The organism is Planktothrix rubescens CCAP 1459/22 (assembly GCA_904830895.1).
GTDB classification, from domain to species: Bacteria; Cyanobacteriota; Cyanobacteriia; order Cyanobacteriales; family Microcoleaceae; genus Planktothrix; species Planktothrix agardhii.
This window is the reverse complement of the sequence record LR882958.1, coordinates 4,504,058-4,524,722: the sequence shown is the minus strand read 5'-3', so window position 1 is coordinate 4,524,722 and position 20,665 is coordinate 4,504,058. Positions and strand designations below refer to the sequence as shown.

Below are 20,665 nucleotides of genomic sequence, written 5' to 3'. Positions count from 1 at the left end.
CTACAGAAACCAGGTTTTTCTCAATAAGCCTGGTTTCTCATTTTATCGGAACTAATAATAAACTTCCTTGAAAGTCTTGGGATTGAGTAGGAGAATTAAACCGCCAATATTGTTGATATTGATTTAAAAAACTTTGACCAATAATCCCATCAATTTGTAGTAAATCCAAAACTGGAGATGATAAAATAACAGCTTCTAAATTATTTTGATCATAATCCTGAATTGTGACTTTTTCCAAACGAGAAACTTCTGCATCTTCTAACCCACAAAAACCCTGAACTTGAATCGGTTGCCGATCAGAATGATTGATTTTTATTTGATTAGCTAACTGTTTAGAAATAAAAATAGTATCAGCACCCGTATCTAATAGAAACGTAAACGGCCCTTGATCATTAATTTTAACCGAGGCTAACATCACTCCCAAACGACTTTTTAAGGGGATAGCTTCAGGGACAAATTCAGCAGGTAAAGGCGAAGGATTCAGCAATTGTAATTGACGGGTTTTAGGATTTAATTTCAGATCAAAATTCCTTAAAAAATCTATTCCCAATACTCCCGATAATTCTTCGGGAATTACCGTTGTAGAAAATTCTAAACCCCGCAATTCTTCGACTCGAACTTGATTAATTACTAACGGGGGTAAACGGTGTAAAATAGCATTCATATTCGGACAATCATTCCCCGCTACGGCATAGGCTAACCCCTGATTCGGAATCGGTTCTCCTATTAATCCCAACTCCTGAACAACAGTGTTGGCAATCATGGTTGTGGATGCTCCCGTATCCAATAAAAAGCTACCGGATTTTCCCCCAATATCAAGCTGTAGGGTAAATACTTGACTTCCTTCTAATCGTTGAAGTGGAATTGTCGCCTCACCGATGGTTTTGGGATTGGGTAAATTTAAACCCTCCAGTCTGACGATCGCATTTAAAGAAAAAATACTCAATAATATTGTAGTATTTGATTCCAAATTATTAGGAACTAAGGGAAGTTTTAAACTTCGAGAAAAAGTCAGAGTTGGGCTGGCTAAAGCCTGAATAGATAGGGGAAAAACCCAAACTAAAGTTATGATCAAAGGAGTCAAGCATTTCATTCATTATAAAGAGCTTGATAACAAGCATCAGATAGTTCAAAGTTTGCCGTTACATTCTGCACGTCATCTAAATCATCTAAACCATTCATTAACTTCATTAGCAATCGGGCTTTTTCAATATCATTAATTTCAATGATATTATTAGGAATCCAACGCCATTCCGCCTCAACAACATAAAATTTATGTTCCCTTAAAACTTGGCTTAACTGTTCTAAATTCGTAATTTCTGTATAAACTTCTGCCCCATCGGTATCATTAACAGGCGTTAATTCATAGGATTGGGCTTCGCCTTCTACGAGGGTTTCCAGAAGTTTTTCTTCATCAATTGGCCCGGTTAAGGTAACAACACCTTTCTGGTCAAACATCCAACTCACACATCCGGTTTCCCCCAAATTACCGCCATTTTTACTAAAAGCCACTCGTAAATCCGCCGCCGTCCGGTTGCGGTTATCCGTGAGTCCTTCAATTAAAATCGCCACGCCCCCGACCCCATAGCCTTCATAACGAATAAATTCTAACTCGGAAGCTCCAGCCCCCAGTTTCCCCGCCCCTTTTGCGATCGCTCGTTCAATATTATCATTGGGAATTGCCGCGGCTTTTGCCTTTTCAATCGCAGTTCGCAATTGAAAGTTTCCCGCCGGGTCGCCCCCTTGACGCGCCGCCACAATAATTTCCCTGGAAATTTTTGCGAACACTTTACCTTTTACCGCGTCTACTCTTGCTTTTTGGCGTTTAATATTCGCCCACTTACTATGTCCAGCCATACTTACACAAAATTACAACAACATTTATAAGACGAAGGATAATCAATTTTACATTTTGATCAACTCTCAGCAACGAAAAGGTGCAAAAATTCTTTGATCTCATCGAGAACAGAGTGATTAAAATTCCAGATATCTTTTTTATTTTCCATAATATATTCAAAATTTTTCATGCTACATTTTCTTTCTGCTTGCTTTTTATCGTCACCAAAACAAGTATCAAATCGAAGATAATTACTAATCCAAAATTTATCATAGTCTTTATCCTTAATCAATTTATTATTACTTTCCAAACAGTTTCTCCAACTCTCTAAACAATCTGCATAAGTAGATTCTTTGGTTTTAATAAGTTTTAAGACAGTTTCTAACTCTCCTTGACCTTCGACATGGGTAAAATAACAAGCTATTTCAATAGAATCATAGCCAGGAATATTGACAGTTATGAATTGTGATATATCAGAAAATTCATTATTTAAAGTAAAAACCTGTCGCAAACATTTATTAATAAATTGCAAACGCTCTTGCGTAGAATGGAGATCAATATCGATCACAATTCCAATTTTACTAATTTGTCTTTTTTGAATATCAGCTAACAAGGACTTTAAAGCCTCTACTAGCCTTTTTTCACTTAATCCTTCTAAACATTCATAGTCATCAATAAAAATAGGAGCATCAATCTCAATATCATAATTTAGTTCCTCAATCAGAGCTTAAAGAAAAAATTTATCATTTTTACTTTCCACAATTAAAAGATTACTCACCTCTAACTCCTTTTCCATGTTCTAAAGCATATTTTAAGGTTTCTACATCCCTCTTAATTCCTATAATATCGTTAGTTTTAGGATGTCTTGCTAGTTCAAAATAAGCACTCATTTCTTCATCTGTTTCTAAGCCTACATCTCCAAAAGATTGAATCATTTCTAAACTGTGGGTTGTGGCAAAAATTTGGGTATCTAGTTCTGTTGATAGTCGAAATAAAGTTTTCCAAAATTCTCGTTGATTAGTATAGTGTATGCCATTTTCAATTTCATCAATCAACAAAATTTTATGATTGTTATTGATTAATTTCAAAATAATAGTTGTAGCCCTAATAATAGCATCTCCATACAGTGAAATCGGTAAGCGACGTTTATTGATGCTTCTTAAATATAAAGTAGGTTCACCAATAGAAAAACTATCTACTTCTTGAATTGATGAATCAAGAATTTGTAATAATTTTAAAACTTCACCATCTTTTTCATCTAAACGAGCTTTATCATAAGCTTCAGCTAACTCTTTATTCGACATTCTTAAACCAGAGGGGATAATAGGTATATCAGTTGAGTCTGAACCACTTACTGAAATTATTCCGTTTGAGCTTGCAATTACCGAAGATTCAGATATACTCTCTTGATTTTGAGTAACTTTAATATTAAGTGATGTTACTGATTCATTTTGAGAAATAAATTCAATCAATTTTTTAATATCTTTTTGATCTTCAAAAAAATCAGAGTTAATTGTATCAGAAACATAAATCTCTACGGTTTTCAAATCTTCTGAATACTTGCCAATAATTTTTATTTTCTCTTGATATTTTTGATCTAAAAAAAAATTATCCCAAGTGCGTTCAGGTCTGGATTTTGAAATCTCTGAAGACTCTCTCCTAATTTTCTTAAGTTCAATTATACTTTTAGGGCGAGGAAAGTTGTGCAACAGTAAAGCTTCTAAAAAAGCTGTCTTGCCTGCATTATTTTTACCCCCGATCAAATTCACTCGTTTAAACCCTAAAATTTTAGTATCTTCAAAACATCTAAAATTTTGAATTTCTATATTTTCAAGCATATTAATCAAATTTTGCTGTAAAAATAGCCCTAATCTACTTTAACTTTAGCACATTGAGGTCAGAAGTTGTCTAGCTAGTTTTACTATTTAGCACGACTAGCAGCCAAACGAGCATAATCCAGATTTTTTTGATACTGAATAACCCGTTGTTGTGCTTTACTATAATTAATATCAGAAGTCGAAACAGCTTTCATATTTTCAATCGCTTTTTCCCACTGACTCGCTACAAATTCCCATTCATCTTTGGATTTAGATGTTTGTGCTAAATTAGCAGCATTTGTTGCTGTTGCAATAGCGTCTCGAAAATAATTAATTTCAGTGGGGGTTTCACTATTTTGATTAAGAATAGTTGAAACCTCAGTTTTATTAACCGTTTCAATTTTTTCAGTTCGCCCCCATTCAGGAAGATAAGAAACAACCCAAGAACCTAAATTTTGAATATTTTCTATATTTTTAGAATACAGAGGAATTGATACCGCCGTAATTAAACCGATACACCCCATTAAAATCATATTTTTCTTAATTTGAGGATTTTTACAGATTAGATATTCAATTTGATAGAGATACAAAATGCACAAAATCTGTAATAATCCTGCTAATTTTCCCCATTCCTGATGATCTCCAAAACGGCAATATTGAATTTGAAAGTTTTGCGTTATATAAGAATAACAATCCTGAATCGGATAAAAGGGAATTAAAACCCCTAAAACAATTAGTATAGATAAAAAGAAGACAATTAAGGCATAAATTCCTTCCCATAAACTTTTATAATGGGGTGTCCAAGGAGAAAAATATCGTAATGATCGGTTAAAAATCCAGTGGTGCGCGTAGGAATAAATTACTCCAGAGATTAAAAATGCTATTCCTAATGCTTGTAAAAAAGGTCGAGGATCGGTTTCTATATCTGAAATAATAACCCCTATAAACCCTCCCCAAAATGTAGTTATTTTAATAATAAATATAACCCAGATAATTAGTACAATTGTTCTCAACCACGAATTGGGATAGGGAAACCAAGCTGGCCATTTTAACCAGGTAATAAAATTAAAGCTCGATTTGTTTTTGACGAGCTTAGTTTTTTTACCTAAACTAATACATTCAGTCCAAACAGGTTTTTCCAGTGCTAATTCTTTACCTTGAATTAAAACTGATTTAATATAAGGACAGTTTAATTTTTCCATTACTCTTTGAACAAATTTAACAGATTTTTGTTGGTGAGGAACAGAAGTAGACTCTAAGGTAATTTCAAGATAATCTTGTTTGAGTTCAGCGAAAGCAATAATCTCTTGTTCTTTAATTAAATAAGTGATTAATCTAGCAATTTCTTGGGGATCACCCTGCTTCGCTAGGTCGAATGATGGTTTATTCGTCATAATTTATGTTTGAGGTAGATGGAAAGCAGTAGAGAGGGGGGTGATGTGGAGAATTAAAGAAGGTAGGGATCTTGATTAATAGTTAATAACGAGCGATCACCAAAATTGCTAAATTCCAATTACCTAATTATAGCATAAAGGAGAAAATAACAAAACGTAGGAGAGTTTGGCAACTTAATAAACTGGATTTCTAAAAAGTTAACCCTTCTGCGAGTTGTTTTAAATATTTTTGTCGCCATTGGGTATCAGTTTTACGATTTGTTGGTATTTCTAAGATTCTAATACCTGTTTGGGGGAGAGGATTTAATTTTTGTTGCAGTTGTTCCCAAGATTGGATTTGTTCATACTCAATATTATAGGTTACTGCTAATTGAGCAAAATTAATATTTTGAGGGGTAGTAAAATATTCCTCAAAGGGAGGATCAAATTGAGAAATTGGCAACATTTCAAAAATTCCCCCGCCATTATTATTAATTAAAATAATAGTTAAATGTCCGATAAATTTATTTCTGATTAAAAATCCATTGGTATCATGAAGTAAGGCTAAATCCCCCGTTAATAAAATACTGCTTTGCTGATGATGGGCAATTCCTAAAGCAGTTGATAGGGTTCCATCAATCCCATTTGCCCCTCGATTAAAAAAGGGTTGAATGTTTAAATTATTCGGACACCAAAAAAACTCTACATCCCTCACGGGCATACTATTAGAAATAAAAATTGGTGTATTTTTAGGTAGAATTTGAGAGAGTAACCAAGCGGCTTTGGGTTCTATCAATGATTGAGTTAGATTTAGTTTTTTATCAATATTATTTCTGGATTGAGTTTCTAATTCATACCAATAATTAGCATATAAATTAGATTGATCTAAATGAATTTGTTTAGGATATTTAGCTGGATCAATTTGTTTTGATAGTTGTTCTATTGATATCCTGAGATGGGTAGTTTTTCCATGTAATCCATCTAGGTTTTGATAACTAGGATCTAGGATAAAACAATCTGGTTGTTGTTGTTCTAACCAATTTCTCAGGGTTTTACTGGTGGGTAAATCTCCAACTTGAATCACCACTTCCGGGGCGAGTTTTTCCGCTAAGGTTGAATTTCTCAGAATTAAATCATAAGTTGAAATTAAATAGGGATTGAGGTTATAATAATTCCTGACGGGGGATAATCCCTCGGCTAAAACGGGATAATTTAAGTGCTGAGAAAGATGGGCGATCGCTTGACAATAAACCTCTGGATTTTCAGGTTGAGCTACTCCGGCAACAATAATTCCTTGAGAATAATTATACCATAGTTTCAAATAATTAGATATATCAATATTAGAGAAAATTTGAGTTTTTGATAGATTTATTTTAGCAAAAAAATCATCAGGAAATATGGCTTTTAATGCTTCTGTTTCTGGTTGAAATACCGGGTGTAAAGGATCGCGAAAGGGAATATTCAGATGGACAACGCCGGAAATAGGAAATTGCGATCGCTCCCAAGCATAAATTAAGGTTTGTCGCAAATAACCTAACAATCCTAAATCCAAACTGGGGATGCTTAATTCGGTTTGAAAGTTGGGATAATTATTATATAATCTAACTTGATCAATTGTTTGTCCTGCATGACAATCTCGTAATTCAGGGGGGCGATCTGCGGTTAAAATCAATAGAGGAACTCGACTTTCTTTAGCTTCTATAATAGCAGGATAAAAATTAGCTCCTGCGGTTCCAGAAGTGCAAACTAAAACCGTCGGTAAACCCGATTTTTTGGCAATTCCTAGGGCAAAAAAAGCAGCCGAACGTTCATCTAAAATTGGGATAGTTTCAATGCTATAATGTTGAGCAAAAGCAATAGTTAAAGGGGTAGAACGGGAACCGGGACAAAGAATAGCAGTTTTTAATCCTAATTGGGCCAAAGTTTCTACTAATACAGAAGCCCAAACTGTGTTAATATTACGGAAGTCAATCATTTTATCTGAATTAATTTTAAGTTTAATTTAACTAAGGAACTCAACCATGTCTTTTGTAGGTTTACATATTCATAGTGATTATAGTTTACTGGATGGGGCATCACAATTACCCCAATTAATTGACCGAGCATTAGAGTTAGGAATGTCTGCGATCGCTATCACCGATCACGGCGTTATGTATGGGGCGATTGAGTTAATTAAAACCTGCCGAAATAAAGGAATAAAACCCATTATTGGCAATGAGATGTATGTGATTAATGGTGATGTTAAAGTTCAGGATGAGAAGAATAAGAAACGAAGAAAATATCATCAAGTGGTCTTAGCTAAAAATAGCCAAGGCTATAAAAACTTAGTTAAATTAACCACTATTTCACACCTGGAAGGGTTTCAAGGAAAAGGCATTTTTGCACGTCCCTGTATCAATAAAGAACTATTAGAACAATATCACGAAGGGTTAATTGTTACCAGTGCTTGTTTAGGGGGAGAAATTCCCCAAGCAATTTTACAAGGGCGTTATGATGTCGCGCGGGAAGTCGCTCAATGGTATCAAAGGGTATTTGGAGAAGATTTTTATTTAGAAATTCAAGATCATGGTTCTCCAGAAGATCGGATGGTAAACGTTGAAATTGTTAAAATTAGTCAAGAATTAAACATTAAAATTGTCGCTACAAATGACTCCCATTTTATCTCCTGTAATGATGTGGAAGCCCATGATGCGTTACTTTGTATTAATACCCAAAAATTAATTAGTGAAGAAAAAAGGATGCGCTATAGCGGTACAGAATATTTAAAATCTGCCGAAGAAATGGGGCAATTGTTTCAAGATCACCTACCTAATGATATCATTCAAGAAGCGATTAATAATACCGTAGAAGTTGCTAATAAAGTTGAACCCTATAAGGGCATTTTGGGAGAACCTCGTATCCCTGACTATCCAATTCCACCCGATCATACGGCGGATACTTACTTAGAAGAAGTTACCTGGAAAGGGTTACTACAAAGAATGAATGCTAAAACCAGAAGCGAGATTAAACCTGTTTATAAAGAGCGCTTAGAATATGAGCTTAAAATGATGCAACAGATGGGTTTTTCGACTTACTTTTTGGTGGTTTGGGATTATATTAAATTTGCCAGAGATAACAATATTGCCGTCGGGCCAGGACGAGGTTCGGCTGCGGGATCATTAGTAGCTTATGCTTTAAAAATCACTAATATTGATCCGGTTTATCATGGTTTATTATTTGAAAGATTTTTAAATCCTGAACGGAAATCTATGCCTGATATTGATACGGATTTCTGTATTGAAAGACGAGATGAAATGATTAAATATGTTACTGATAAATATGGAGACGATAAGGTAGCCCAAATTATTACTTTTAACCGCATGACTTCTAAAGCTGTGTTAAAAGATGTCGCCCGGGTATTAGGAATTTCCTATAAAAATTCGGATAAAATGGCGAAATTAATTCCGGTTTCACGGGGAAAACCAGCCCGTTTGAAAGTGATGATTTCCGATCAAAGTCCCGCGCCAGAATTCAAAGAAGCCTATGATAATGAAGATGTTGCTATTCATAATGATGCTGGGGATGAAGTGGGAACAATTAAAGTTAAACAATGGTTAGATATGGCAATTCGGATTGAAGGAACTAATAAAACCTTCGGAGTTCATGCGGCAGGGGTGGTGATTTCTAAACAGTCTTTAGATGAAATTGTTCCGTTACAACGCAATAATGATGGGGCGGTAATTACTCAATATTATATGGAGGATTTAGAAGCCGTTGGGCTATTAAAAATGGATTTTTTAGGGTTAAGAAATTTAACCATGATTCAAAAAGCCGTTAATTATATTGAAGAAATATATGGCTATAAAATTGATCCCGAAAAACTGCCTTCTGATATCGAAAGAAAAGCCCAAGATGCCTATAAAACCCATAAAAAGTTACCTGAAGATGTGCTAAAAACCTATAAATTACTAGAAAAAGGAGATTTAGATGGCATCTTTCAGTTAGAATCTTCTGGGATGATAGATATTGTTAAAAAACTCAAACCTTCCTGTTTAGATGATATTTCTTCTATTTTAGCACTGTATCGTCCGGGGCCGTTAGATGCGGGTTTAATTCCCCAATTTATTGATCGTAAACATGGACGGGATGAAATTAGATATGATCATCCACTGTTAGAGCCAATTTTAAAAGAAACCTATGGAATTTTATGTTTTCAAGAACAAATTATGAGATTAGCTCAAGATTTAGCGGGCTATTCTTTAGGTCAAGCGGATATTCTTCGCCGATGTTTGAGTGGATCTACGCAAATTTTAGATGCTGCTACCGGAAACTTAGTTTCCTTAAAAGAAATTGCACAATCTCCTGAATATTGGTTAGGTAGAAAAGTCTTTTCTCTTAATCTTAATACTCAAAAAATTACTCAAAAACCAATCACGGAAATTCATCCGAATGGAGTTCGGGATATTTGGCAAATTACCACGAAAACGAATCACCAAATTAAAGCCACTGACGATCATCTTTTCTATACAGTCTTAGGATGGCAACCATTAAAGTCCTTTGAAATTGGCGATCGCGTGGGTTTAGCCAAAACTATCCCGATTACGAATCAAAGTAATATATCAGATGCTCAAAATCAATCAAAACATACAATTCCACCGGAAGTTATTACATTAATTGCTCAGGCAAAAAAAGCAACTAGGATGACATGGGATAAAATTGATCAGACTGTGGGAGTGGCAAGGGGTACTATGTCTTCTGGTTTAAATTTCCAGAAAACACCCTCTCGTAGTCTATCTCGTCATCGTGTAGAAAATTTTGCGATTGCATTTCAAAATGACCAATTAAAAGCGATCGCGGAATCGGATGTTTTTTGGGATGAAATTGTTGGAATTGAGTATATAGGCAAAGAAGAAGTGTTTGATTTAAGCATTCCTGAAACTCATAATTTTATTGCTAATAATTTTATTGCCCACAACTGTATGGGTAAAAAGAAAGCAGAAGAAATGCAGAAGCAAAGGGAACTCTTTATTGACGGTGCAACCAAAAATGGAGTCGTGCAAAAATTGGCAGAAAAGTTATTTGAGCAAATGGTTCAATTCGCGGAGTATTGTTTAAGTTATGATACAGAAATTTTGACTGTTGAATATGGGTTAATGCCCATCGGTAAAATTGTTAAGGAAAAAATAGAATGTACAGTTTATACTGTTAATAATCAGGGTTATGTCTATACTCAACCGATTGCTCAATGGCATCATCGAGGTGAACAAGAAGTTTTTGAATATTGCCTAGAAGATGGTTCAGTTATTCGAGCGACAAAAGATCATAAATTTATGACTGTTCAGGGTCAAATGTTACCTATTGATGAAATTTTTGAAAAAGAGTTAGATTTACAACAGATTAATTTTAATTAAAATCTATAACTAAGTTCCCAAACAAGTCATAATGTAAGCATGGGGTTTTCCATGGCTTTTGTAACGTGATGCAGTCGCCATATATATAAACAAGCTTAGCATATTTTAGAAAAATCATTACTGCTTTTGATACAAAATTTAATTATTTTGCTATAATTAGATTGATTCAATTTTTTCTATATCCTCAAGGCAAAAAATGAATTTAACTGAAGTGATTGAAATTTTGGGTGAACCTTATTATAAATCAAATAATTGCTTGATTTATAATTTAGATTGCTTAGAAGTCTTAAAAAAGATCCCTTCTGATAGCTTACAATTAACTGTTACAAGTCCTCCTTATAATATTGGGAAAGAATATGAAGAATGTCTGCCTCTCAATCAGTATTTAAGCTGGTGTATAGAATGGATTCAAGAAATTTATCGAGTAACTAATCCTAATGGGGCATTTTGGTTAAACTTAGGTTATACTTCTATTCCTGGTGTTGCTAAGGCAATTCCGATTCCTTATTTACTATGGGATAAAATACCTTTTTATTTGATTCAAGAAATTATTTAGAATTATGGAGCAGGAGTTGCTGGAAAAAAATTCTTTTCACCTCGAAACGAAAAATTTCTCTGGTATGTCAAAGATCCTAATAATTATATTTTTAATTTAGATGATATTCGAGATCCTAATGTCAAATATCCGAATCAAAAGAAAAATGGTAAAATTAAAGTTAATCCATTAGGAAAAAATCCGACGGATGTTTGGTCATTTCCTAAAGTAACATCCGGTAAAAATCGCGCATCTAAAGAACGAACTTCTCATCCGGCACAATTTCCTATTACTGTTATCGATCGGATTATTAAAGCATCTTCTTATGAGGGAGATTTAATTATAGATCCTTTTTTGGGTTCTGGAACAACTGCGATCGCAGCTTTAAGTTTAAATCGTCAGGTAATTGGTTTTGAAATTAAACCCGAATATTGTGAAATTGCAACTCAAAGAATACAAAATCATTATTGATCAGTTTAAACCCACTAAAGCCACTTTTTAAGTTATTATTATTCTTGTAGGTATAGATTAAAGCTATTTAACAATGAGTCCTCAACACAAAATTCCTCGTCAACCCGGAATTTATGGAATTATTAATCAATTGACAAAAAAATTTTATATCGGTCAAACAACCAATTTATATAATGCTTATAAAAATCATGCTCGTGCCTTTGAAAATAATGGCAATCCTGGCAATCTATCCCTAGTTAAAGATGTTATTAAGTATGGCAAAGAAAATTTTGTTTTCCAAGTTTTTGAAATTATTCCCTCAGAAGAAATAGTTGATAATCAATATTTGAATGATTTAAAAGATATTTATCTTACTTGCGTTGATTTTGGAGTCTATAACCATAGCCATCGCAAGCGGTTAAAAGCTAAAGGAATTCACTTTACATTCGATCAAGAAACAGGATTATATTCGTGGTCAAGAAATCCTGATACAGAAAACACTAAAAAAGTAAATCCTGATCAAATTCCTTCACAATTAGTAGAAAAACAAAAAAAATTAGAACTTCCTATTACTCCAGAAGCCAGAGAAAAATTAGTTAATTCTTTGCAAACTTCTAAAGGAGGATGGACAAGAAAAGACCTAGAAATAATAGGTGTAGATTGGCCTCCTCCGAGTGGATGGAAAGCTGCTTTTATCAAGTATGGTGAAAATTGAAAAAACTTCTTATAAATTTTTTATAGGAAGTTTATGAAAGAAATTAATCCTAATTGATTTACAGATGTTACCGAATACGTTGGGACGATTTTTCCCTCGTTTCTAGGTTCTACCTAGAAATGATATTAAGGAGGCTCTGCCTCCTGTTATAATTTGAGGCAGAGCCTCAAAATTAGCATTCCAATGCAGAGCATTGGAACGAGGAAAAATTAAGGTGTTTGTACTAAAATCTGATTGCGATTTGAATCACCAATACCCGGACGACGACCATCAATATGTGGTTGAATTAATTCCGGTAAGCTATCAGGAGAACCCCATTTACTCACTAATTGCTGTAACAATAAATCCTGATCTGCTCTTAACCCATCTAAATTTGTGCCTCGATTAATAATAGCAAACCAAACTAAACCTCGGTCACGGGTTGGTAGAACTCCTGCTAAGGCACTGACATCTGATAATGTTCCGGTTTTAACAGGAGTATAAACCGGAATTTTTCGATCTTCTAATGTGCCTTGGGTATCAATTCCAGCAATCGGAAATAAGTCAGCAACGGTAAGATTTGTATCTTGTAAATATCGAGCTAAAGCCATAAACATTCCGACAACTGCCCTCGGAGAAATTTGATTTTCCGGTTCTAAACCCGAACCATTAATTAACCGAATTTCATCTATGGGAACTCCCGCCGCTTGTGATGCTAATTGTCTAACATTCGCAGCCCCGCCCACATTAGCTGCTAAAATTTCAGCCATGAGATTATTACTATAAATATTCATTTGTTTAATAATTTCAACTAAAGCTAAAGACTGATGACGAATAATTGGGGTTGAATTCACAGCCCCAGTTTGAGCAATAATATTTCCTGAAATCACAACTTGAGGTTTAGCGGTTCCCGGTGTCATCCGAGAATGCTGACCAATAATTTCTTCCTTCCAAGATTGGGAATTAAATGCCTCTTTTAATAATTGACCCACTTTCATCGGATCAACTTCATAATTCATATAAAAACGATCCGTAATAATTAAATTACCCGCAACCCCGCGAATTCCCATTTGATTTAAACTATTTCCCAAAGCGATCGCTTCTTCCCAAATAAAAAACGGATCACCATTCCCCGTAACTACTAAATCTCCCTGTACCACCCCCCCAACAATTGGCCCAGTCACCCCTAGAATCGTCTCAAACCGATGTTCAGGGGGCCAAACCTGGAGGGATGCCAAGGAAGTCGCTATCTTCGTTAGAGAAGCGGCTGGCAGGGGTGTAGTGCCGGAATTTTTCGCCAAAGGAACCCAACTTGACTGTACCCAAACCCCCTGGACATCCTGGGAAAGTCCCTTAGCCGATAACCGATTCAAATATTGCTGTACCACTGCTTCTGCAACGGGATCAGGCTGTTGGGGAAACACCACCTGAGATAACTCCGTTTCCAAGTTCTCCAATACAGAATTATTGAGTTCCGCCCGATCCATCCCCGCCATTTGCAACCAAACACTAACTAATCCCGAACTCAAAATATCAATCATATTCAAATGCTAAACACTATCAAACAAACCAGTATTACATGGAACAGGACTTACGCAGATGCGCCATGCGTAGCGTAGCTCTGTATAGAAAATTGTTAATATCTCCTAAATTGTCTAAATACCTCAGCTAAGAGCTTAAATTAAATAGGAGTGTAATTTTTTCACCCCAGGATCAACCTATGGCTGATACGATTTTTAACAAAATAATCCGTCGGGAGATTCCGGCTGATATTGTTTATGAGGATGATTTGTGTCTGGCTTTTCGGGACATTGCCCCCCAAGCCCCGGTTCACATCCTGGTTATTCCTAAAAAAACTATTCCGCAACTGGCTGATGCTACACCGGAAGACCATGCACTGATGGGACATCTACTGTTAAAGGTGAAACAGGTTGCTCAGGACGCGGGACTAGACGGTGGCTATCGAGTTGTGATTAATACTGGCGAAGATGGCGGACAAACTGTAGATCATCTTCATTTTCATATTCTTGGTGGTCGTCAACTGCAATGGCCTCCTGGTTAAACTCTTTGGGCGAGGCAATCTCGCCCCACCCCGATATAGCAGAAATCAAAATATAAGATTTCCTGATTACATAGATTGGGAAAAATTTTATTAAAACCTCTTTACAAAACGCAATCATCTGTGTCATATTAGTAATCAAGGTAGAAAAACAACTACCGACGAACCTCGACAAATACATAGCAATACATACCTAACATGACAACCACGATTCAGCAGCGCGAAAGCGCCTCCATCTGGGAACGGTTCTGTAACTGGGTGACATCCACCAACAACCGCATTTATATCGGTTGGTTCGGAGTCCTGATGATCCCCACCTTATTAACCGCCACCATCTGCTACATCGTCGCCTTCGTCGCGGCTCCCCCCGTAGACATCGATGGTATCCGTGAACCCGTAGCTGGTTCGCTGTTATACGGAAACAACATCATCTCCGGTGCAGTTGTTCCTTCCTCTAACGCCATCGGTTTACACTTCTACCCCATTTGGGAAGCAGCCAGCTTAGATGAGTGGCTGTACAACGGAGGCCCTTACCAGTTAGTGATTTTCCACTTCCTGATTGGGATTCTGTGCTACATGGGACGGGAATGGGAACTCTCCTACCGTTTAGGGATGCGTCCTTGGATCTGCGTCGCCTACTCTGCACCAGTTGCAGCAGCAGCCGCCGTGTTCCTGATCTACCCCATCGGTCAAGGTTCATTCTCTGATGGTATGCCTTTAGGTATCTCTGGAACCTTCAACTTCATGTTAGTGTTCCAAGCCGAACACAACATCTTAATGCACCCCTTCCATATGTTAGGAGTTGCTGGAGTTTTTGGTGGTAGTTTATTCTCCGCCATGCACGGTTCTTTAGTTACCTCTTCCTTAGTTCGTGAAACCACCGAAACCGAGTCACAAAACTACGGTTACAAATTCGGTCAAGAAGAAGAAACCTACAACATCGTTGCAGCCCACGGTTACTTTGGTCGTTTAATCTTCCAATATGCCAGCTTCAACAACAGCCGTAGCTTACACTTCCTGTTAGGCGCATGGCCTGTCATCGGAATTTGGTTCACCGCTTTAGGTGTGTCCACCATGGCATTCAACCTGAACGGTTTCAACTTCAACCAGTCAATCATCGACTCTACCGGTCGCGTGATCAATACCTGGGCTGATGTGTTAAACCGCGCTAACCTAGGTATGGAAGTAATGCACGAGCGCAACGCTCACAACTTCCCCTTAGACTTAGCTTCTGGTGAATCTGCTCCTGTGGCTTTGATTGCTCCTCAAATCAATGGTTAATTTTTAACCTAAATAATACAAAAGACGCTCTCCGAAAGGGGGGCGTTTTTTGGTGTTTATACACTATAATCCTATATTTCTCACTCGCAATCATTATTTATCAGAGTCTCCTATTCACTTCAATTCCGATGATTATTAATATGTCGAATTCTTGCCCCAGCCCATTGTAATTTTTCTCTTAGTGTTTGATAAAACGAATAATTTTCCCGCAGAATAATAAACTTTGCCTCACAATTTGCCATGGAAACATCCACCCGTTGACCCGGCCAAATAGAGGTTGCTAATACCCCATCCATCCAGAGTTTTGTATCATGTTCCGTGTCAGCCAATGGCCAAACACTAACAACAGAACCCGCAGGTAAAACAATCGGGCGACTGGATAAACTTAAAGGACAAATGGGGGTAACACTAATTGCCGCCATTCCGGGGTGTAAAATCGGCCCTCCGGCGGAGGTATTGTAACAGGTGGAACCACTGGGAGTTCCCACAATTAAACCGTCTCCTTGATATTGATCAACGACTTCTCCATCCACTTCCATCTCTAAAAATGATGTGGGCATTCGATAGGCGGAAGCGGGTTTGATACACATTTCATTTAAGGCTAAAAAGCGATCGCTCACGGGTTCTAAATTAGTTCGACTTCCTTCATAAACCATCGCTTGTAACATCACCCGACTTTGCAACGCATAGCGATCTTCAAAAAGTCGATCAATGACAAGTTCACTATTTTCAACATCTTCAAAAGATTCAGTTAAAAATCCTAAATGTCCCCCCACATTTGCCGCTAAAATGGGAATACCTTCCGGGGCTAAATGTCGGGCTGCGGCTAAAGCTGTGCCATCCCCACCCAAGACAATTGCTAAATCAATTGAAACATTACGAGAAGCGAGAAAAACCGGATAGGGGTTATCTTTGGCTCCACTGGGCCCCATTAAAACATGACATCCGCGCTTTTCTAAATGTTGAGCATATTGTTCCGCCCAGCGTTTGCTTAAAGGATCTCTAGCTTTATGGGCGATAATTACCTGTTTAATTTCCATGATACTATCCCATTATTTCTGACAGTCTTGTTATTATTATCCCTGATCTGTCGCCAAAATTAGATAAATTGATTACAATAGATTGATAGAGCTAAAATAAAGTTATGGTTCAACTACAACCTCTGCTATCTTCTGATATTATTTACCCAGAAAGTGACGGTAAACCAATGGCTGATAATACAAAACAATTCCGTTGGATTGTTATTATTAAACAGAATTTAGATCAACTTTATACCAATGATCCAAATGTATTTGTCGCCGGAGATTTATTTTGGTATCCCGTTGAAGGACGCAATACAATTGTGCAAGCACCGGATGTGATGATTGCTCTGGGTAGACCTAAAGGCGATCGCCCATCCTATAAACAATGGCAAGAAGATGGAGTTTCTCCCCAAGTTGTATTTGAAATTCTTTCTCCTTGTAATTCCCAAACAGATATGGAGAAAAAGCTATTATTTTATGATCGTTATGGAGTAGAAGAATATTACATCTATGACCCGGACAGGAATCAATTTAAAGGGTGGTTACGTCGGGAAATGGGTTTAGATGTGATTGAAGAAATTAACGGTTGGGTGAGTCCCCGTTTAGGTATTCGCTTTGATTTATCGGGGGAAGAATTGCAAATTTATCGTCCCGATGGTATCCCCTTTTTATCCTATCAGGAAGTTAGCGAACAATTAGCACAGGAACGCCAACGATCTGAACAAGAATATCAACGGGCTGAAAATGCTCAACAAAGATTAGCAGAAATGGAAACAGTATTGCAACAATACCGCGATCGCTTTGGTGATTTACCCTCTGAATAATTCCTGGGAGAAAACAAGGTTTTTTAATACAATAAACCCTGTTTATTTTATCTAACACTAGGCCAAGGAATAGTCGGGTTAGTGGCAATTTCCCTCGCGACTAAACTGGCTCCATAGCGGTTTAAATGGCTCGGATCAACAAAATATTGATATTGCCTTAATACTTTTTCGGATAAGTTGATAAAAATAAAGCTATATTCCTGAGATAACTGTTTCATTTGTCGATTAAATTCGACTTCATAAGACCAACGAACAGAATCTAAATAATCATCTGTGATCGGTAAATTGACAAAGACTAATTGAATGTTATTAGAACTCGTAAATGCCACAACTGAATCAAAGGCTCTGGCCTGTTCTCCTCCTAAATTAAATCCTCGATAATCGCCATCATAGGTTCCCGAAACATAGGGTTTTTGTTGATAATAGGTATTGGGATTAAACCGAATAGATAGGGGTAAAAATCCATTGGCTTCAATGGCATCTAAAGAAACAAGAGTAGCAGAAAAATTAAGTTTTGAAGCACGATAGAATAAATTCTGATAGTTAGATGGGTTATTCTTCGGTGAATTATCAGCTAAATTATAATCATTTTTTTTAATAAAATTAGAAGTTTTAAACTGAAATTTAGAGTTATCTTTATGTTTACAAGAGTTGGGTAATTGATAACATTTGGTTTGAAAATTTGGTTCAGCTTTAGCTAATTGGGGTCGAATGCCAGCAGCTATTTTTTGATGGGCTTGGGAAGCCATAATTGCCTCAAAGGTTCGATCAATTCGACCACTATTAAACGCTCGAACTCCATCGGCCCAAATTATCAATTTAGGCAATTGTTCTGGGGTTAAAACTTCTCTTAAAATATAATCGACCACTTGCGCGGTTGCACCATTTACCCCAAAGTTAAAAATCCTTAAATTTTGATATCCTTTTTTAGCTAAAACTTGCTGCATTTGTGCGGGGTCAACTCCTTGTAAAGCGCGAGAACTTCCCACAATTAAAATATCAGGTTTGCCCACGGTACTCAAATAAGATAAATATAATTTTAATTGTTGATCTAAGGGTTCACTATCAAAACTAGGAAACTGGGAAACCGAACCCGAACGCGCGGCTTGCTGTTGAGAATAGGTTAAATTTCTCATATATTCAACCACTTTCTTTTCAGCAAAAGTGCGTCTAGGACTATTAATAGGAACCGCTTGCATCCACGCCACTGCCTGTAACCATAGGCGGGCAACTTCATCCCAATCGGATTGAGATTGAGCAGTTTGGGCTAAATTAGAGGCTTGTAGGGCAAATTTAACCGATTCATCAAAGGGATTTTCTTCGATACAAGTTTGAGATTTAGCAGGATTTTGAGAGATTAAATTTTCTGGTTTTCCTGATATTTTATTCTGATTCAACTGCTTAGTATTAGGGGTGACAGAAGCGGCGATCGCAGTTTGGGAACCAACAGAAGGTTGAGACGATTCTTTTGATGAACACCCAATCGTTAATATTATCAGAGGAACTATCGCCATTACCCCACTATTTATACGGGTTGATCTCATGAATAGGCTTAATATAGACAATAGACTCATAGCAATTGTTAGCTGGAATTAGATGATTTCGGTTAATCGGGATTTCTCTTGTCCGATTATAAATCAAAATGTTCCTGTTAAGGAATGAAAAAGTAATAACTTGATCAATTATTATTAGTTTTGATACTAAATGGAACTATTGAGCCGTACCTTAACTCACTAATTAATTTATTTCCGGTGAAGGGGATGACATCGGGGGGGAGGAAATCAAGGTTAATGGGGAAGTTACTGGATGTTCTGGGGTAGTTCATAGTCAAGCGAATGGGTTTTGATGTCAACCTGCTTTACAAATTGTAATCAAAACCCTAGCTTTGGTCTACTATGAGTTCTCTTAGATAATAAAAGCTATCATTGCGCCAATCATCTGCTCTGTTTCGTCCTAAATACCCGGCTAGAGGGGAAGATAGTTCGATCAGAATTTCATGGAGTTGCTTTGGTGATAAGGGTTGAGGGGGATTAGAACAATAAAGTCCATGAATTCCTGAAACTGTTGCTTCTGTCATTTGAGCGTTATTTAGATAGTTTTTAACCACTTGAATAATATGCGATCGCAATTTTAAGTCTTTAATTACAGTTTCAATATATTCATCTATTTTATCATCCATTTGACCCCATTCCTCTTGATCCTCTTTCTTTTTTTTAAAATACTTTTTGAGTTCAATTAAGTCAACTGAACCGGGATATTGAGCTTGGAGTTTAACGAGCTTTTCTAATGTTTCAGGATTAATAATTGTCATCTTATGTACTTTTGCTGCCTCGTTCATTTGTTGAGTAGGTTCACTAGGGCCTATAATTAATTTAATGGCGTCTTTGAACAGTTTTTCATCCTTTAAACGCAGTGTTCCTAAATTCAAGAGTTGAACGACTGTAGGATTAGGGATTTTTCTCCCAGCTTTACATTCTCCTACTAAGGGATAGGGTTGTGAACAAAATAAGTCTAATCCACCTGCACCTCCTTTATGAGCATAGTCTATAGTAAAACCTAAAAATTCTAAGCTTTGTTTAACAATATTCTCAAAATCGGTTCCCGCTTGATAGTTAGTTTTTCCTTCATCTTGTTCTTTACTCCGGTTTCCTAATGTTGTAATTGTGTTAATCCAATTTAAGTCTACCTGGTTTGAATTTAAACTAGATGCAGTTTTCCAACCCAAGAAATAATGAATATTTGCTTTTAATTGTTGTAAACCAATTTGTTCTTTTTGGGATAGATTATCATTGGGGTATTGGGCGATCGCATTTTCTAATTCTTCTAATTCAGGATGTTCAGGCGGTTGACGATTTAGTATTTTTCGATATTGTCTTTCAAAGTTATTATCGTCTAAAATTGCCTGACTTTCATCAACCATTATGGAATGGGGAAGGGAAATAAACCGACTATTAGAAACTGGATCAATTTCTAGGGGTTGGGGAAGTCGATAAACGCGAAAATAAGCCAGAAAAATATGACCCCGTTGTTCTAGGGTTTTGTGTAAGGCTGCTGCTGTCCAAACGGTTAATTTTGATAAGGTTTCAAACTCCTCTGGTTGATCCAATGTTTGGCAAAGTTCACATTTTGCCCAAACTTTAATTTTAACTTTATCCTGATTGAGTTCTGCAATACTCTGTTTAGCAATTGGAATAAAACCCGGACGATAATATTGTTCTAAGGGTAAGGAATTAAATTCTATATTTGTTGGATATAGGGCAAATTGTTCCCCTAGGCGCATAAATCGCCGAGGCATTAACAATATATTTCGACCTTGGTTTAAGGCTTCAATATCAGGTGCAGGTAGACACAAAGCTGTTGAAATTGTAGTCATCTGAATCAAA

The 20,665-nt window shown here is 36.5% G+C and carries 15 protein-coding genes and 1 pseudogene; 6 read left to right on the top strand and 10 right to left on the bottom strand.

Annotated elements, in window-relative coordinates:
• Positions 1-37: 37 nt before the first annotated feature.
• From NMG86_RS20785 to menD, 6 genes are all read right to left on the bottom strand, one after another.
• Positions 38-1,093, bottom strand: a complete 1,056-nt coding sequence (locus NMG86_RS20785) for a retropepsin-like aspartic protease (protein ID WP_052338550.1) — start codon at positions 1,091-1,093, stop codon at positions 38-40.
• Positions 1,090-1,857, bottom strand: a complete 768-nt coding sequence (locus tag NMG86_RS20780; protein ID WP_026796411.1) for a YebC/PmpR family DNA-binding transcriptional regulator — start codon at positions 1,855-1,857, stop codon at positions 1,090-1,092. The genes NMG86_RS20785 and NMG86_RS20780 overlap by 4 nt, the downstream gene beginning before the upstream one ends.
• Before the next feature lie 59 nt (positions 1,858-1,916).
• On the bottom strand, positions 1,917-2,558 hold the full coding sequence (locus tag NMG86_RS20775) for a DUF3226 domain-containing protein (protein ID WP_330949120.1): 642 nt from the start codon (positions 2,556-2,558) through the stop codon (positions 1,917-1,919).
• A 49-nt stretch (positions 2,559-2,607) separates the two neighbouring features.
• Positions 2,608-3,675 (bottom strand): AAA family ATPase, encoded by a 1,068-nt coding sequence (locus tag NMG86_RS20770; RefSeq protein WP_026785302.1) that lies wholly within the window; start codon positions 3,673-3,675, stop codon positions 2,608-2,610.
• Positions 3,676-3,758: 83 nt separating this feature from the next.
• Positions 3,759-5,048, bottom strand: coding sequence for a hypothetical protein (locus NMG86_RS20765; protein ID WP_026796410.1), 1,290 nt, complete (start codon positions 5,046-5,048; stop codon positions 3,759-3,761).
• Between the two features lie 190 nt (positions 5,049-5,238).
• Complete coding sequence (gene menD, locus NMG86_RS20760; protein WP_026785304.1) at positions 5,239-7,002, bottom strand: 2-succinyl-5-enolpyruvyl-6-hydroxy-3-cyclohexene-1-carboxylic-acid synthase; 1,764 nt, start codon at positions 7,000-7,002, stop codon at positions 5,239-5,241.
• Positions 7,003-7,048: 46 nt separating this feature from the next.
• Between menD and dnaE the strand changes: the two genes are divergently transcribed.
• From dnaE to NMG86_RS20745, 3 genes and pseudogenes are all read left to right on the top strand, one after another.
• The gene (dnaE, locus tag NMG86_RS20755; RefSeq protein ID WP_071783056.1) at positions 7,049-10,417 is read left to right on the top strand and encodes a DNA polymerase III subunit alpha; all 3,369 of its coding nucleotides are present in this window, start codon (positions 7,049-7,051) and stop codon (positions 10,415-10,417) included.
• A 196-nt stretch (positions 10,418-10,613) separates the two neighbouring features.
• Positions 10,614-11,423, top strand: a pseudogene (locus NMG86_RS20750) (DNA-methyltransferase).
• A 73-nt stretch (positions 11,424-11,496) separates the two neighbouring features.
• Complete coding sequence (locus NMG86_RS20745) at positions 11,497-12,117, top strand: GIY-YIG nuclease family protein (protein WP_026785305.1); 621 nt, start codon at positions 11,497-11,499, stop codon at positions 12,115-12,117.
• 209 nt (positions 12,118-12,326) lie between these two features.
• Here NMG86_RS20745 and NMG86_RS20740 read toward each other — a convergent pair whose 3' ends face one another.
• Positions 12,327-13,637: a D-alanyl-D-alanine carboxypeptidase gene (locus NMG86_RS20740; protein WP_026796409.1), complete on the bottom strand. Its 1,311-nt coding sequence runs from the start codon at positions 13,635-13,637 to the stop codon at positions 12,327-12,329.
• 179 nt (positions 13,638-13,816) lie between these two features.
• On the opposite strand from NMG86_RS20740, the gene NMG86_RS20735 reads away from it, so the two are divergent.
• The gene (locus NMG86_RS20735; RefSeq protein ID WP_026796408.1) at positions 13,817-14,158 is read left to right on the top strand and encodes a histidine triad nucleotide-binding protein; all 342 of its coding nucleotides are present in this window, start codon (positions 13,817-13,819) and stop codon (positions 14,156-14,158) included.
• A 195-nt stretch (positions 14,159-14,353) separates the two neighbouring features.
• The gene (gene psbA, locus NMG86_RS20730; protein ID WP_026787323.1) at positions 14,354-15,436 is read left to right on the top strand and encodes a photosystem II q(b) protein; all 1,083 of its coding nucleotides are present in this window, start codon (positions 14,354-14,356) and stop codon (positions 15,434-15,436) included.
• Positions 15,437-15,555: 119 nt separating this feature from the next.
• Here psbA and NMG86_RS20725 read toward each other — a convergent pair whose 3' ends face one another.
• Entirely contained in the window at positions 15,556-16,476 is a 921-nt protein-coding gene (locus tag NMG86_RS20725; protein WP_026785308.1) for an NAD(+) kinase, read from the bottom strand.
• A gap of 104 nt (positions 16,477-16,580) precedes the next feature.
• Between NMG86_RS20725 and NMG86_RS20720 the strand changes: the two genes are divergently transcribed.
• Entirely contained in the window at positions 16,581-17,282 is a 702-nt protein-coding gene (locus NMG86_RS20720; protein WP_026796407.1) for a Uma2 family endonuclease, read from the top strand.
• A 47-nt stretch (positions 17,283-17,329) separates the two neighbouring features.
• On the opposite strand, the gene NMG86_RS20715 is transcribed toward NMG86_RS20720, so the two are convergent.
• Both NMG86_RS20715 and NMG86_RS20710 read right to left on the bottom strand, forming a co-directional pair.
• Positions 17,330-18,826 (bottom strand): DUF1574 family protein, encoded by a 1,497-nt coding sequence (locus NMG86_RS20715; RefSeq protein WP_026796406.1) that lies wholly within the window; start codon positions 18,824-18,826, stop codon positions 17,330-17,332.
• A gap of 335 nt (positions 18,827-19,161) precedes the next feature.
• Entirely contained in the window at positions 19,162-20,655 is a 1,494-nt protein-coding gene (locus NMG86_RS20710; protein WP_043939048.1) for a DUF1802 family protein, read from the bottom strand.
• Between the last annotated feature and the right edge of the window lie 10 nt (positions 20,656-20,665).

Excerpts from the sequence above, each read along its gene's own strand:
- NMG86_RS20710 (WP_043939048.1), bottom strand. The coding sequence starts at position 20,655 with ATGACTACAATTTCAACAGCTTTGTGTCTACCTGCACCTGATATTGAA.
- NMG86_RS20715 (WP_026796406.1), bottom strand. The coding sequence starts at position 18,826 with ATGAGATCAACCCGTATAAATAGTGGGGTAATGGCGATAGTTCCTCTG.
- NMG86_RS20770 (WP_026785302.1), bottom strand. The coding sequence starts at position 3,675 with ATGCTTGAAAATATAGAAATTCAAAATTTTAGATGTTTTGAAGATACT.
- NMG86_RS20745 (WP_026785305.1), top strand. The coding sequence starts at position 11,497 with ATGAGTCCTCAACACAAAATTCCTCGTCAACCCGGAATTTATGGAATT.
- menD (WP_026785304.1), bottom strand. The coding sequence starts at position 7,002 with ATGATTGACTTCCGTAATATTAACACAGTTTGGGCTTCTGTATTAGTA.
- NMG86_RS20780 (WP_026796411.1), bottom strand. The coding sequence starts at position 1,857 with ATGGCTGGACATAGTAAGTGGGCGAATATTAAACGCCAAAAAGCAAGA.
- dnaE (WP_071783056.1), top strand. The coding sequence starts at position 7,049 with ATGTCTTTTGTAGGTTTACATATTCATAGTGATTATAGTTTACTGGAT.
- NMG86_RS20765 (WP_026796410.1), bottom strand. The coding sequence starts at position 5,048 with ATGACGAATAAACCATCATTCGACCTAGCGAAGCAGGGTGATCCCCAA.
- NMG86_RS20740 (WP_026796409.1), bottom strand. The coding sequence starts at position 13,637 with ATGATTGATATTTTGAGTTCGGGATTAGTTAGTGTTTGGTTGCAAATG.
- psbA (WP_026787323.1), top strand. The coding sequence starts at position 14,354 with ATGACAACCACGATTCAGCAGCGCGAAAGCGCCTCCATCTGGGAACGG.
- NMG86_RS20725 (WP_026785308.1), bottom strand. The coding sequence starts at position 16,476 with ATGGAAATTAAACAGGTAATTATCGCCCATAAAGCTAGAGATCCTTTA.
- NMG86_RS20720 (WP_026796407.1), top strand. The coding sequence starts at position 16,581 with ATGGTTCAACTACAACCTCTGCTATCTTCTGATATTATTTACCCAGAA.
- NMG86_RS20735 (WP_026796408.1), top strand. The coding sequence starts at position 13,817 with ATGGCTGATACGATTTTTAACAAAATAATCCGTCGGGAGATTCCGGCT.
- NMG86_RS20785 (WP_052338550.1), bottom strand. The coding sequence starts at position 1,093 with ATGAAATGCTTGACTCCTTTGATCATAACTTTAGTTTGGGTTTTTCCC.